Here is a 15,054-nt window from a genome sequence, read left to right on the forward strand (position 1 = left end):
GCCGCTTAGCCTGACGTTTTTCTTTCACGCAAGCTTCCCCTTGCGCACCTTAATTTCGGGGCACAGCCTGACCGGCTAAGGTGGCCGGTTGAAGCCGAAATTGACTGAAATCATCGCCGGATCATCCGCTGAGGAGAGAAGTCCGCAGGCATATCCCTCGCAAATGGTCATGTTATGCCATCTGCTCCACAAAACGCATGAGAATGGCCGCCGCTTCGGCGCGGCTGGCGGTGCCGGCGGGGTTGAGCCCGCCCGTGCCGTTGCCGGTGAGGATGCCCTCCTGCACGGCCCAGGCCATGGCCCCGGCGGCCCAATCGGACACCCTGCCGGCGTCGGGGAAGCCGTGAAGCGCGGATTCCTCCGGGGCCTCCGCCCCGGCATACCGGCAGAGCATGACCGCCAGCTGTTCGCGGGTAATGGCGGCTTCGGGGTTTGTGCCGTCGGTGACGCCGTTCTCCACGCCCCAGTCCATGGCCCTGCCGTACCAGGTCGCGCCGCCGCCGGCGTCCTGGCCGTCCAGCCGGGCCAGGACGGTCACCAGCATGGCCCGGGACATACCGCCCGCGGGGCTGAAGCTGTCGGCCCCGGTGCCTGTGAAGAGCTCCCGGCTGGCGGCAAACTGAATTGCGCCGTAGGCCCAGTGGCCGTCCGGCACGTCGGCGAAGGCCTTACTGTTGTCGATGAGCCTGACGGTTGCGCTCTCACTCAGCGTTATGCGCATCCCATCCTCTGTGGCAACGGAGGTCCTGATAATCTCTGCCGTGCCGTCGGCTCTGACAATGGCTGCCGCCATGCCGGGAGCTGGCTTCTCAGCGGTTGGAATGGTAACCGTAACGCCGTCCAAGTCCTTGGGAACCAGTACCTCGCTGACAGATTCGCCGTCCTTCGGCGTGTCGGTGACGATTTTCACCCCGCTGGGATACCTGGTGGTCTGAGTGACATTCCCTGTTCTTTTGTCCACAACCGTAGTGGTGGTGGAACCGTCGGGATTTGTTTTCGTGGTGGTATTCTTCACACCCGGCGCAGTCCCTGCGTCAGGGGCCTCTGACAGCACTTCAAAATCAGCGTGGGCAAAGGCGCCGTTTGAGCCGGACGCCGCCAGGAAGCCAATCGTGCCTTCACCGGCGCAGTCAGTTGCCGCGCCGCCGATCTTTATCCATCCGCCGCCCTGATTGAAAAATCCCTCAACGGCGTCCCCTGTCTTTTCCAGCCTCACGCCGACAGGAAGGGTCACCGCGCGCTCCGCAATGAGCAGACTTTCACCGCCCTTGCTCCCGCGCACCGTGAGAACGAGCCTACCGTCACGATAACCGAGATACACGTTGGCGTCGTCCGCTGTCTTTTCCCTGTCCCGGAACATGATACCGGCCGTCGCGTCCGCAGGATTTCCATCGCTCTGCAGGGCTCTGATCGTGACGGACATTTCGGCGTCGCCCTCTGTGTACCGATAGACATAGCGGAAAGCGTCCTCCGTGCCGCCCAGCGTGCCCATTGTGCTGAGCTTATAAACGCCGTCATACTCCACCGTGCCGTAGGTGCCGCCGACGGTGTACTGCATCAGGCCGTCCGGCAGCGCGCCTGTCTCCGGCGGGCGTTCAAACGCAATATCCACCCCGTTTTGCCGCTGATGGCGCATCCAGTTCCCCATCATCGCCCTGGCAAGATGCGTGGAAACCCAGCGTTCACTTCCGGAGGAGCCGCCCTCTTCATCATCGAGGTAGGTGCGCCCGTCGGTAAAGCGGTCCTGCAGGCGGAGAATTTCGTCGATATGCACGTTCGCCCAGTATTCGCCGTCCAGTGTCACATTATGGTCAAAGCCAAGGGCATCGGCAAAAACGTCGATGGACGCTACGTGCATCAATCTGTTGTCGCCGTAGTCGTTCGTCATGGGATAGTAAATTTTGGGCGAACGCGCTTTGTACATGCTGCCTCCGGGGGCGTTGTAGTTTTCGGCGTCAAATTCCAAATCCACGTATGCCTGGTAAATCAGGTCCGCGTTAAAAACCGTCTCCTCCGGCACGGTCTCGCCCGCCATGGCAAACTGTACCGCGCCGTTGAGCAGATGGGCAATGACCGCCATATAGTCGGGGTGGATGCGCCTGTGGTTGATTGCGATGCCGTTGTTGTCGGCGTTTGATCCATTCAGCCAGTCCTTAACCGCCTTCCCGCCGATGACATGGGTATTGAGCAGATCATTGGGGGTCGAGTATGCGGAGATCATCAATTCCGTGCACTTTTCCGCCCATGCCGCATGATTTTGATGGTTGGGCATCATAGACAGCGCCAGGGCGAGAACGCCGGAATTCCAGGCGTTCTCCTCGCCCTTCGTGTCACCGGGGGAGACGAGGGTCCCGTCGGGGGCGCGGTAATAGGGCACTGTGTAGTCCATCAGCGCGTTCGCCTCATACTCCACCATTTTCCGCGCGTATTCCCGGTACTCGTCCGGCAGATAATCCCACATCAGCCACGCTGCGGTGCCGCAGACGTTGGCGTCCAGAGCGGTCTGATCCGATGCGCCCCGCTTCGTTTTATCCGGGCTGACGCCCCAGCCGCCGGAGTCGCGGTTGCTTCTGTGATTGCGCGCGATGGATGCAATCAGCTTGACCGTGCGTTCAACTGCCTCTTCCTCGCTGTGGCCCACGCGCTCCTCGTCGTACACGTCCATACTGAGAACCGTTGCCGAAACAAACGCCAACGCGGCATAGCCCTTGACTGTGGAGCCCAGTCCATAAAACTCGCCGGGTTCCGGTCCGAATTTCTCATCAAGCCAGCCGAACAGATTGCATTTGATATTATTGTTGGCCGCCTTGGCATATTTCAGCGACAGCGGGTCCGTGAAGGGGCCGGGCGCGAAATTTTCCCATTGAATCGGGACGACCGCGTTCTGCTCCCGCTCGGGCGGAGCCTCGTGCACCGTGACCGTACAGGTATCCGTATAGCCGCCGGCCTGGGTGGTCACCGTAATATCCGTTGACCCCACGCCGACACCCCGTACCTTTCCGCTGCTGTCGACGGTGGCTATCCGGGTATCGGCCGAGCTCCAGTCTATCTTCTGATTTGTCGCATAAAAAGGTTCCACCGCAGCGGACAGTCCCAGGACCTGGCCCTCTTCCAGCGTCAGCTCATGGCGGCTGAGCGCCACTCCCGTGGGGGGAAACTCCACCCCCTCCGGAACCAGGCTTCCGCTCATTTTAAAATTATCGAAGTAAATCTCCGAAGAGTTGGTCGTGTAGAGACCGACCTTGCCAAAGGGATGGTTGATGTTTTGGACCGAGTAAATCTGCTCATCGTCGATGTAAAATTGAAATGTGCTCCCACTCGATACCAATTTCAGACGATAGGTCACGCCTTTTTCCAGCACCACGTCTGAATCCATTGTTTTGGTGGTTCCCGCCCGGTCGATGAATCTCAGGCCCGTCCCCTTGGTGTAACAGGCCAGGATATGATTTTGCGCGTTGGTGTATCTGGTCAAGATGCCAACCGTAAAATTTTTGCTGTCATCCACCACCGTTACGTCCACTTCCACAACGCTGTCAACCAGCATTTCGTATGTATTCAGCAGGAGCTCCGCCCGGTCTTTGGTTGCATTGGAGGCCAGAAGCCGCTCGTCGTCCTCCGGAATGACAAAGGCGTCGCCCGGCCCCTTTACCTGAGACCAGTTCTCCAGATCACCGCTGAAGCCGTCTTCCAATGTGACGGCTTCCCCATCGAGGACCTCCGTCCATTTCGCGTACAGCGTCATATCCGAGGCAACGGGCGTATTAAAGTCAAACGGCGTCTCCAGCGCGGGGTCGGCGTACCAGCCATCAAACATAAATCCGTCCCTCGTGGGCGCGTCCGGCCTTGAGAGCGTCCGGCCGGCACTCACCTGCTGCTCTGCCACCTGTGTGCCGCCGTTCACCTCGAACGACACTGTAAATATCTGTTGCGCGGCCGCCTCAGCCACTAAAACATTGTCGAAGCCGACCCGCCCGGACTTATTCGCCCGAAAGCCGATGCCTCCGGACAGGAGGGGGGCCTTTTCGTCTTTATATTCCAAAATCGGGTCCGTGGGCGCCGCTTCGCCCACCGGGCAGATATAACATTCTATTTTATCCTTTATCACCCTGATTGTGCAGCGGTAGGTCGTACCCGTCTCATAGGCATAGGGGACGCGGGTTCCCAGCTGCGAGGATTTTCCGCCCTTCCACTCAAGGAGGGCGGCATATTTTGAACCGTCCTTCTCCATCAGCCTGAAATGATAGAAATGATTGTCGTCCTGATATCGGAAAACCGCTCCCGCCGACCCGCCTTTTTTATCCTCGGCGGGGGTCATGTCATAGCTCAGCGAATAGTCCGTCCACTCCATGCTCCCCGTGGAAATAAGGCCGGTATCGCTTCCCCACAGAGCGTGCTCCCCCTCCGTCTCCTCCACGCTCCAATTGCCGTCGGAGACTGTCCAGAGCGAGGCGTCGTAAGATTCAAAATCTTCTGCAAATATTGGATTTTCCAAATCGGACTCTGACGGAGCAGCCGCCGCAACGCTTATGGCGCAGGTGCTGTTCAGGCAGATGGCGAACGCAAGGGCAGCGCTTAAAAAAGGTCTCTGTTTTTGCATATTCATTCCGCCTCCCGTAATTCTGCTTTTGTATGCCGGTATGTGCGTATTGACATTCAGTCTGTCCGGTAATTGGCCTCAAGGTCCTGAAATCGCCATGCATAACGCCGTTCAGCCCGCTATAACACCACCCCCATCCATTTATCCGGTGTTTTTCCCCTTATTTCGACAGTCTTATTCTAATATATCGGATATATGATTGCCTTAAATAATCTGTTGAATGGTTGCAATTTTCTGCATTCCCCTCAACTGGAATCTGTCTAAATCAACCAATGGCGTTCGTCTGCGCCACATGGAGACAGCCCGGGCCCCCGCCTCTCCCGGCGGAGAGGCGGGGGCCCGGGCTGTCAAAAAACTTTTCGCAGAGCAAGCCTCGCAGAGTTCCGCCGTCCGCAGACGGCGGAACTCAAATGAATATACGTCATTGTGAATGAGTATTCAAGCCCGCCGCGGCCCGTCCGCCAGGATGGATTTCACCGCCGCGCGGATTTCGGCGTAGCCGGTGCAGCGGCACAGGTTGGACTGGAGCCAGGTCTCAATCAGGGCGTCGTCGGCGTCCGGATGGTGGAGCGCCAGGGCGTGGCAGACCATGAGGAAGCCCGAGGTGCAGTAGCCGCACTGGAATCCCCACTGCTCCACGAACGCGGTCTGGATAGGCGCGTCCTTCAGGCCCTCGACGGTGGTAACCGCGTGGCCCACAGCCTCCGCCGCCAGCATCAGGCAGGATTTGACGGGCATACCGTCCACCAGCACCGTGCAGGCCCCGCAGTCCCCGTTCTCGCAGCCCGGCTTGGCGCCCGTGAGTCCCAACTTCTCCCGCAGGACGTGGAGCAGGGTGTCCGACGGCTTTGCCGCCACCGACACCGTCCTGCCGTTGACCTCCAGCTCCAGAAAACACTTTCCCGTACACGAGCGCATCACTTCACCCCCAGGTTGGCGAGGGCCTGCCCCACCATATTCTCCAGGACAAACCGCTTGTACGCCCCGCTGCCGGAGAGACTGTCGGCAGCCTCTCCGGCCAGCTCCCCGCATACGGCGGCGCCCCCGGCAAGCGCCTGCGCCGGGACCAGGAGCGGCGCGCTCCCGTAGCCGGACACGGCGCAGCGGACGCTCCCCCCATCCCGGACGGCGCAGAGCGTCACCAGCGGGTAGTCGATTTTATCCTGCCGGGTCCGCTTCGCATGGCAGTGCGGCAGCGCCGCTTCCCGCTCGGGCACGTCCACTGCCGCCAGGAACTCCCCCTCCTCCAGATGAAGCCGCCCGCTGAAGACCTGGGAGAAGGGCCGCTTCTCCACTCCCCCGGCAGTCATGACATGCGCCCTGGCGCCGCAGAGGAGGAGCGGGAGCGCCGACTCCCGGTACTGGATTGTCCCCGCCAGATTGCCCCCCAGGGTAATTTTGCCCTGGATGGTGTGGTCCGCGATGCGCGCCGCGGTGCTGCCGAGCAGCGGAAACAGGCCCGACCGGGCGATCTCCGTCAGGGTCAGGGCCGCCCCCAGGACGATCCGCCCCCGCTCCGCCGCCAGGCGGGTACAGTCCGGCACCCCCTTCAAATCCACAACCGCGCCGAAGGTCCGGCTGCCCACCCGGGCCATGCTGATGAGCTCGGTGCCTCCGGCATACCAGACCGGGCGCTTGCCCGCCTTGGAGAGCTTTGCGTAGCAGTTGAAGGCCTCCCCCGTGGTCTCCGGGGCATAGTAGTCGAAATCGAACGGAATCATGGGCGCCCCTTCTTTCTCCAAATCAGCTCCGGCGTGACGGGCAGCTCCTCAATGTCCACCCCCGCCGCTTTCGCCACGGCGTTGGCCAGTGCGGCGGGCATCCCGATGACCCCGTGCTCCGCAATGCCCCTGGCGCCGAAGGGGGCGTCCACCTGTGGGGTCTCCACGAAGTCCACCAGATACTCCGGCTCCTCTCCGATGCGCAGCATCTTATAGGTACGGAAGCTGGTGGCGCCCTCCACACCGCCGGGGGCCTGGACGAACTCCTCCCGGGTCGCAAGGCCCAGCCCCATGCTCATGCCCCCCATGACCACGCCCCTGGCCGTCTTGGGGTTGAGGACCTTCCCCGCGTCCAGCACGGTGGCCGCCTTTAGAAGCCGGTAGGTATGCTGCGCGGGGTCGTACTCCACCTCCACGGCCTGGGCCCCCAGGGTCCAGCTCCGCCCCGCCTTGCCCTTGCCGGTGTCCTTATCCAGGAGAGTGAGGTGGTCCATCACGTAGCTGCCCCGACCGATTACAGGCCCGCCCACGGCGTTGCCGTTGCCGTACTTGTATCCCGTGGCCAAGTCCCGGAAGGCGGCGAACATCAGCGGGTCGGCCTTGAGATAGACCCGCTCGTTCTCCACCTCCAGATCCTCCTCCGGACAGCGCATGGCCACCGCGCCCAGCGCCAGGAGCTGCCGGCGGGCGTCCAGGGCCGCCGCCCTGACGGCCCGGCCCATCATATAGGTGGTCATGCTGGCCACCGTCTTCCAGTAGTAGGGCGCGGTCTGGGTGTCCACCTCCATGTTGACGTAGACCCGGCCCACATCCATGCGGAGGGTCTCCGCCAGAATCTGGGCCATGGCCGTGCGGATGCCCGGGCCGATCTCCACCGCCGCGCAGTTGAGGGCGACTGTGCCGTCCGGCAGGAATGACACGGTGGCGGCGGCGGACGCGTCGGTGGGTGTGTCGGAGGTCTTGCACAGGCAGGCCATGCCCTTGGCCCGGATCAGGCCCCCCGGCTCCTGAATGCGCGCGCCCTCGCTCCAGTTGATAAGGGATTTCAGCCTGTCAAGGCAGCAGACAAGGTCCCCCATGTTGCTCCGGGTGGCCTTCACCTGGGTGGCGGTCAGATCCCCCTCCTTCAGCGCGTTCACCGCCCGCAGCTCGAAGGGGTCCATCCCCAGGGCGTCCGCCAGCTTGTCCATCATCCGCTCCAGGCAGAAGAAGAGCTCCGCGTGGCCGAAGCCCCGGTAGGATGTGGCGTAGGGGGCGTTTGTGTATACGCCGAAACTGTCGCAGTCAATGTTGGGAAAGCGGTAGGGCCCGGAGCAGTCCACCGCCACCGCCTTGGCGAGCTTTGGGGAGATGTCGGCGTAGGCCCCGGCGTTGAGGTGGAAGACCATCCGTGCGGCGGTGATCTCTCCCGTGCGGCGGGCCCCCAGCTTCAGCTCCGCCCGCATCCCCATATGGCAGGGGGAGGTGGCCATGTCCTGCTCCCTGGAGTTGACCAGGCTGACGCAGGCCCCGTCCACCGCGCGGGAGGCCAGTACAGCCAGCACCTCCAGCTGGACCGCCGCCTTGCCGCCGAACGCGCCCCCCACCAGGGGGACGTGGACGGCCACCATGCCCTGGGGCACATCGAAATATCGGCTGATGAGCTCCCGGACCTCGAAGGGAGACTGAGAGGCGGTGGTGATGTCAATCACGCCGCCGGGCGAGATGGAGCAGCGGACCGCCCGCGTCTCCATGGCGGCGTGGTCGGACTGGGGCAGGTGGAACGTGCCCTCCACAGTCTCATCGCTCAGGGCCCAGCCGCGCTCCATATCCCCCTTGCGGACCTTGACGGCGTGAAAGAGATTGGTGCCCGGCCGGGGGTATATATCCGCCTCCATCCGCTGATAGGAGCCCAGGTTCTCGTGGACCAGCACCGGGTCCGGCACGAGGGCCTCCTCAATGGTGGTCACGGGACTCAGGGGGCTGTACCGCACCTGGATCGCTGCGGCGGCGGCCATGGCCTGCTGCGCCTCCTCCGCCACCACCAGCGCCACCGGCTCCCCGAAATACCGCACCCTGTCCCTGGCCAGGGGCGGCATATCCCGCAGAATCCCCCCGCAGAGCAGTTGGCCGGCGTCCGTCCCGGTGACCACCGCCCGCACGCCGGGCATGGCGGACGCGGCGGCGGCGTCCACGCCGAGCAGCAGGGCGTGGGCCTGGGTGCTGGCGAGGATGCGCACATGGAGCAGGGGCGTCTGAGAGAGGTCGGCGGTGTATTTGGCGGCCCCGGTCACCTTGTCCCGGGCCTCCTTGCGCTTGACGCTGACGCCGAGCTGTGTGTTCAAATCCGCCGCCCCCTAACCGCTGATGAGGATGTGGTCCCCGTTGCTCAGCCGCACCGCGTCGGCCTTCAGGGCCCGGCCCAGGTCGGTCAGGGTCCGCTGCACCTCTGCCTCGTCGGTGATATAGAGGGTCAGGGGGTCGCCGGAGACCACCCGCTCCCTGTCGGCGGTGATATACACCAGAATTTCCGCGCTCTTAGCCATGGGCGTTTCCTCCTATCACGGGGCTTTTCATAATGGTGTGAATCTTGCGGCTGTTCTCCAGCACGGGGGTGCGGCGCAGCACCTCCAGGATGGCGTCCGGCTGGTTGAGAATGGGCACAAAGGCCACCACCACCTTCCCCTGGGTAAAGCTCTTGCGGGAGAAGGCGAACCGCTTCACGCCGAAGGTGCGGGTGGCCTCAAAGAGAAGGGCCTGCCGCTGCCCGTAGTTGTTGAGCGTTATCTCGAATTTCTTCTGGCTGGGGGTGATGACGAAGGCCACGCCCTCCCGGAGAAAGAGCTCCCGGCTGCGCTCGGTGCCCAGCTTGTTGGTGACGAACATCCCGTCCACGTAGAGCTCGGAGCCCTCCACCGTCATCCTGCCCTGGACGATGCGGCAGATATCCCCCACGCATTTCCCCTTGGTAAGGACCCGCAGCAGGGCGATGGCCGCGAAGCCCACGGCCAGGGAGACCCCGATATTGAGCAGGGGTTCCTCCCGGCCCAGCAGCTCCAGCGCCAGCACCACCAGCAGCGCGGTGATGAGGGAGATATAGTACCGGGACTCGTAGGTTTTGGCGATACCGTCGATATAGGCGTTGCCCCGCTTGGTGAACTCGGTGCTCTCCAGCTTTTCCATGCTCTCCCGCTCGGCGGTGCGCACCTCCCGGAAGTGCTGCACGCCGAGGGTGAGGAAGGTCACCGCCGTCAGGTCCTGGGCCAGCAGGGCCGGGATCGCCACCGCCCCCAGGAAGGAGGCCACAAAGCCCAGAAAGATGCTGATGAACATGCCGTTGGGAAAGCTGGGCGTCTGCCGGGTGTCGATGTGCAGGGTGATGAGCCGGGCGATGGTGCCCATGCCGATGCCGCAGAGGATCATGAGCAGGGTGTGCGGCTGGATATACTGTTCCATAGAAGCTCCTTTCGCCGTTTGAGCAAGGCTTTCCTTGTATTATCTTTCCAAAACGGCGGAATATTCCCGGCGGCGGCATCTCTGCGGGCTCCGCAAGCCCAGGCGGGTCGGGCGGTTGCGCTCTTGTCAAGGGCCTTTGCGCAAAAAATAGGATTGATTTTCCGGCGCGCATACCATATAATGTGTATCATCCCGCAATCATTACACTATATATAGCCGATTTTTACCATTCGAGAGGGGCTTTTTACCGATGAAAATTATCAAGAGGAGCGGCGCGGAGGAGCAGTTCGACCGCGCCAAAATTTTTGCCGCCATCACCAAGTCCAACGAGGCCGCCTCCGGCCCCAGGGAACTGACGCCCGCCGGGATCGAGGACATCGCCGCCGGAATCGAGGCCCAGTGCGCGGCGCTGGGCCGCGCGCCGTCGGTGGAGGAGATCCAGGAGCTGGTGGAGACCCGTATCATGGAGGCCGGCGCCTATGAGACGGCAAAGCGGTATATCCGCTACCGCTTCAAGCGGACCCTGGACCGGATGGAGAACACCACCGACAGCCGCATCCTCTCCCTCATTGAGAGCAATAACGAGGAGGTGAAGCAGGAGAACGCCAACAAGAACCCGGTCGTCAACTCCGTCCAGCGGGACTATATGGCGGGCGAGGTGTCCAAGGACATCACCCAGCGCATCCTCCTGCCGGAGGAGATCGTCAAGGCCCACGAGGAGGGCATCATCCACTTCCACGACATGGATTACTACGCCCAGCATATGCACAACTGCGACCTCGTCAATCTGGAGGATATGCTTCAGCACGGCACGGTCATCTCCGGCACCCTGATTGAGAAGCCCCACAGCTTCTCCACCGCGTGCAACATCGCCACCCAGATCATCGCCCAGGTGGCCTCCAACCAGTACGGCGGGCAGAGCATCTCCCTGTCCCATCTGGCCCCCTTCGTGCAGGTATCCCGGGAGAAAATCCGCGGCCAGGTGGAGTCCGAGGCCGCCGAAATGGGGGCCTCTCCCAGCGAGGAGATTATCTCCCGCATTGTGGAGCAGCGCCTGCGGGACGAGGTGCGCCGGGGCGTGCAGACCATCCAGTACCAGGTGGTCACCCTGCTGACCACCAACGGTCAGGCCCCCTTCGTCACCGTATTCATGTACCTTGGCGAGGTGGAGGACCCCCAGACCAAGCGGGATCTGGCCATTATCATCGAGGAGACGCTGAAGCAGAGGCTGGAGGGCGTGAAGAACGAGCAGGGCGTGTGGGTGACCCCCGCCTTCCCCAAGCTCATCTACGTGCTGGAGGAGGACAATGTCCGCCCCGGCTCCCCCTACTACCCACTCACCGAGCTGGCCGCCAGGTGCACCGCCCGCCGGATGGTGCCCGACTACATCAGCGAGAAAATCATGCTGCGCAACAAGGTGGACAGCAACGGCGAAGGCCACTGCTACACCTGCATGGGCTGCCGCTCCTTCCTTACCCCCTATGTGGACCCGGAGACGGGCAGGGCCAAATACTACGGGCGCTTCAACCAGGGCGTGGTGACCATCAACCTCATCGACGTGGCGCTCTCCTCCGGCGGGGATCCGGAGAAGTTCTGGCAGGTCTTTGACGAGCGGCTGGACCTGTGCTACCGCGCCCTCATGTGCCGCCACAACAGACTCAAGGGCACCCTCTCCGACGCCGCCCCCATTCTGTGGCAGTACGGCGCCCTGGCCCGGCTCAAAAAGGGCGAGCCCATCGACAAGCTGCTCTACGGCGGCTACTCCACCATCTCCCTGGGCTACGCCGGCCTCTACGAGTGCGTGAAGTACATGACCGGCAAGTCCCACACCGATCCGGACGCCACCCCCTTCGCCCTGGACGTGATGAAATACCTCAACGCCGCCACCGCCGAGTGGAAGGCCCGGGAGGGGATGGACTTCTCCCTCTACGGCACGCCCATGGAGTCCACCACCTACCGCTTTGCCAAGTGCCTGCAGAAGCGCTTCGGCATCATCCCCGGCGTGACCGACCGGGCGTACATCACCAACAGCTACCACGTCCACGTGACGGAGGACATCGACGCCTTCGACAAGCTCTCCTTTGAAGCCCAGTTCCAGGCGCTCTCCCCCGGCGGGGCCATCAGCTATGTGGAAGTGCCCAATATGCAGCAGAACATCCCCGCCGTGCTCCAGGTGATGGAGTTCATCTACGACAACATTATGTACGCGGAGCTGAACACCAAGAGCGACTACTGCCAGGAGTGCGGCTTCGACGGGGAGATTAAAATCGTGAAGGACGGCGACGGCAAGCTGGTGTGGGAGTGCCCCAAATGCCGCAACCGCGACCAGGCCAGGATGAATGTGGCCCGGCGCACCTGCGGCTACATCGGCACCCAGTACTGGAATCAGGGCCGCACCCAGGAGATCGCCGACCGGGTGCTCCACCTGTAAGGGGGACGGTATGAATTACGGCGCCATCAAAAAGCGGGACGTGGCCAACGGCAGCGGCGTGCGGGTGACCCTCTTCGTCTCGGGCTGCACCCACGGCTGCCCCGGCTGCTTCAATGGGGAGGCCCAGGACTTTGCCTACGGCGCCCCATTCACCGGAGAGACGGAGGACGAGGTGCTGGAGGCCCTCTCCCCCTCCTTCATCGCCGGGCTCACCCTGCTGGGCGGGGAGCCCTTTGAGCCCGCCAACCAGCGCGCGCTGCTGCCCTTCCTGCGCCGTGTGCGGAAGGCTTACCCGCAGAAGAATGTCTGGGCCTTCAGCGGCTATACCTATGAGGAGCTGACCGGTCCAAGCCGCGCCCGGTGCGAGGCCACGGACGAGCTGCTGGGGCTTGTCGACGTGCTGGTGGACGGCGAGTTTGTGGAGGCCCTCCACGATATCTCCCTTCAGTTCCGGGGCTCCTCCAACCAGCGCATCATCGACCTCGGCGCGTCCCGGGCGTCCGGGCGTCCCACACTCCTGGCGCTCTGACCCGCGCCGAGCCCCACCCGCAGAGCTGAGCAATACGACAAAGAGGCGGCCACTTATGTAAAGTGGCCGCCTCTTTGTCGTATTTCGGACCCGGAGCGCTCAGATTGGGCGGATGGAGAAGTACTTCTTGGGGGAGACGCCCATCTTGTCCTTAAAAATCTTGGAGAAATGCTGAAGGCTGCAGAAGCCCATCTCCAGCGCGAGGCTGGTGAGGGGGTAGTTCGGGTTGGCAAACATGAAGTCGATGGCCTTGCTGATGCGCACATAGGTGATATAGGTGGACACGCCCAGATTCAGCTCCTCCCGGAAGAGCCGGGTGAGGTACCCGGCGGAGATGCCGACAGCCTCCGCCACCCCTCCCACCGTGAGCTTTTCCGTGCAGTGTTCATTGATATGGATGGTGGCCCGCATCAGATGGCGGTTTTCATAGAGCTGGCTCTTGGGGGCGCGGTCGTAAAGGTCCCTGGAGAGGAGGATATTTAAAAGCGTCAGGTATGCCTCCAGCATATTCCTGCCGCCGTCCTGGGGATTTGCCAGCTCCGCGCGCACACCCTCCAGACAGGCGGCGAGCTGCGGCGTGCTCCGCCCCTTGAAAAATTTCCGCTTATCCAGCGCCAGCTCGAAGATAAAGCAGGACTCGCTGGAGGAGCACTGATATGCCAGTTGGGGCAGGGACTCGGGATAGAAGTGCATCTGCAGGATACTGCAGGGGCCGTCCTGGGGGATATCGCAGCTGTGCAGCACGTTCGGGAAAACCAGCAGGTACTCCCCGGCGCGGACGGCGAGAGGCGCCCCCAGGACCGTGATCGTGATGGCGCCGGAGAGGCAGATGAAAATTTCCACCGTGCGGTGCATATGGGTGTCGAAATGATAGCCTGCGGGCATGTTCTGGATAAGCGCATTATGTATCCGCGTCTCAGCCGCCGACATACGAAATACCTCCCCTGCCGTCGCTTCCCGTACCTGTTTTGGGCCTCCGCCCCTCTGTCTCTGTGGCTATTATATCAGCTTTTTACACTGCCGCAACGCTTTTCCGCGGAAAGAGGCGGAGAAAATAGGATGGTTTTATATAAGTTGAGGCGGATCTGTGTCAATCTGGAAAAGCGGCCCGGCGGCGCGTGTGGTACGCTAGTGAAAATAGATATAGCCGGCACTGCCGCAAGGCCCAATTTGCACATATTCAACAGCCGCTCCGCCCGGACGGAGACGGCTGCCGGCATCAGGAGGGGTTTCATGAGAATCGGAAGAGCGCTCATTGCGGCGGCGGTTGCCGGACTGGCGGCCGCGGCCGCCGTCGGGGCCTCCCTGCCGCAGCGGGCCGCGCCCGAAGCGTATGTCCTGACGGTGGACGGCAGCCCTGTCTGCGAAGAGGAGTTCCTGCTGATGCTGCGGGAGAACCGGACGGCGTACGAGGGGGAACTGCGGGAAGAGCTTTACATCCCCGGTGACCGAAGCGTGGAGGAAACGCTCGGTGAGAAACGCTTTCAGCGTCTTCTTTTGGAGAAGAACATTGCATACATGACCTCGCTGCGCACCGAGCAGGCGCTGGGGCTGGAGTACGGCGTTTTGTCCGAGGCGTTCACCTACGATGGGTTCCTCACGGCGCTGGAGGAGGAAAACCATCGCCGTGAAGCGCGGCTTGCCGCGGGAGAGCCGGTATACGGCCTGCGGCGCTTCACACCGGAGCAGTACTACGGCTACCGCATGGACGCACTGAGGACGGACCTTCTGGCGGCCCTGCCGGAGGAGGTTCTGGGCGTTGAGGAGGCGGATGTGGACGTCTGCTACCAGAGTATCGGGCGCTATGCCCAGATGGACGGCGAAACAGTCGACTGCCTCCTGTGCGACGTCACCGCCGCCCGGGACCTCCCCGCCTCCGAGCAGGAGGCCCTTTACGCGGACATCACCGATATGCTCGCCGGGCGGGGCGGCGGCTTCATCACAAGAGCGGGAGTCACTTATACCGCGGAGGAGAAGACCCTTACCTCCGCGCAGCTGCGGGAGCTTATCCGCCAAAGCTTTGACGCCGAGTTTTTGCTCGCCATGTCGCCCGGCGAGATCTCCGCCCCCTTTCCCCTGGGGGAGCGCACCTACATCGTCCGCTATCTGGGCTTTGACAAGGCCGAAGCCCTGACAGAGAGCGAGCGCGCCGTGCTCCGCCTCCGCCTGGAGGAGGAGGCCTATCGGCAATTGCTCGCAGAGCGGACCCGGACCGCCGGGGTCCGGGTCAATCAGGAGTATTTGGACGCTTATCTTGCGGAAGGAGGAGAGCCATCGCGGTAGAACAGACTCTGGACGGTCCGGCCTAAAAAATTTAAGGAGGAAAAAGATGAAACGAATG

10 protein-coding genes are annotated in these 15,054 nt (G+C 62.5%); 3 read left to right on the top strand and 7 right to left on the bottom strand.

Features of this window, described 5'->3' with window-relative positions; all coding sequences use genetic code 11:
* Nucleotides 1-172 precede the first annotated feature (172 nt).
* The 6 genes from H8S62_RS04975 to H8S62_RS05000 form a co-directional block, all read right to left on the bottom strand.
* Entirely contained in the window at nt 173-4,597 is a 4,425-nt protein-coding gene (locus H8S62_RS04975; RefSeq protein ID WP_186918682.1) for an InlB B-repeat-containing protein, read from the bottom strand.
* A gap of 438 nt (nt 4,598-5,035) precedes the next feature.
* The gene (locus tag H8S62_RS04980; RefSeq protein WP_186918683.1) at nt 5,036-5,515 is read right to left on the bottom strand and encodes a (2Fe-2S)-binding protein; all 480 of its coding nucleotides are present in this window, start codon (nt 5,513-5,515) and stop codon (nt 5,036-5,038) included.
* On the bottom strand, nt 5,515-6,318 hold the full coding sequence (locus tag H8S62_RS04985; RefSeq protein ID WP_155147926.1) for an FAD binding domain-containing protein: 804 nt from the start codon (nt 6,316-6,318) through the stop codon (nt 5,515-5,517). The genes H8S62_RS04980 and H8S62_RS04985 overlap by 1 nt, the downstream gene beginning before the upstream one ends.
* Complete coding sequence (locus tag H8S62_RS04990; protein ID WP_186918684.1) at nt 6,315-8,642, bottom strand: xanthine dehydrogenase family protein molybdopterin-binding subunit; 2,328 nt, start codon at nt 8,640-8,642, stop codon at nt 6,315-6,317. Before H8S62_RS04990 ends, H8S62_RS04985 begins: the two co-directional genes overlap by 4 nt.
* A gap of 12 nt (nt 8,643-8,654) precedes the next feature.
* A complete protein-coding gene (locus H8S62_RS04995; protein ID WP_186918685.1) occupies nt 8,655-8,843 on the bottom strand; it encodes a capping complex subunit for YIEGIA in 189 nt (62 codons plus the stop codon).
* Nucleotides 8,836-9,753, bottom strand: a complete 918-nt coding sequence (locus H8S62_RS05000; protein ID WP_155147932.1) for a YIEGIA domain-containing protein — start codon at nt 9,751-9,753, stop codon at nt 8,836-8,838. The genes H8S62_RS04995 and H8S62_RS05000 overlap by 8 nt, the downstream gene beginning before the upstream one ends.
* A gap of 250 nt (nt 9,754-10,003) precedes the next feature.
* On the opposite strand from H8S62_RS05000, the gene nrdD reads away from it, so the two are divergent.
* Nucleotides 10,004-12,184, top strand: a complete 2,181-nt coding sequence (gene nrdD, locus H8S62_RS05005; RefSeq protein ID WP_186918686.1) for an anaerobic ribonucleoside-triphosphate reductase — start codon at nt 10,004-10,006, stop codon at nt 12,182-12,184.
* 10 nt (nt 12,185-12,194) lie between these two features.
* On the top strand, nt 12,195-12,713 hold the full coding sequence (gene nrdG / locus H8S62_RS05010) for an anaerobic ribonucleoside-triphosphate reductase activating protein (protein ID WP_155147936.1): 519 nt from the start codon (nt 12,195-12,197) through the stop codon (nt 12,711-12,713).
* Between the two features lie 99 nt (nt 12,714-12,812).
* Here nrdG and H8S62_RS05015 read toward each other — a convergent pair whose 3' ends face one another.
* A complete protein-coding gene (locus H8S62_RS05015; RefSeq protein WP_155147938.1) occupies nt 12,813-13,643 on the bottom strand; it encodes an AraC family transcriptional regulator in 831 nt (276 codons plus the stop codon).
* A 303-nt stretch (nt 13,644-13,946) separates the two neighbouring features.
* On the opposite strand from H8S62_RS05015, the gene H8S62_RS05020 reads away from it, so the two are divergent.
* On the top strand, nt 13,947-14,996 hold the full coding sequence (locus tag H8S62_RS05020) for a hypothetical protein (RefSeq protein ID WP_186918687.1): 1,050 nt from the start codon (nt 13,947-13,949) through the stop codon (nt 14,994-14,996).
* Nucleotides 14,997-15,054: the final 58 nt, after the last annotated feature.

The sequence above is a fragment of the Lawsonibacter faecis genome (assembly GCF_014287675.1).
Classification (GTDB): domain Bacteria; phylum Bacillota; class Clostridia; order Oscillospirales; family Oscillospiraceae; genus Pseudoflavonifractor; species Pseudoflavonifractor faecis.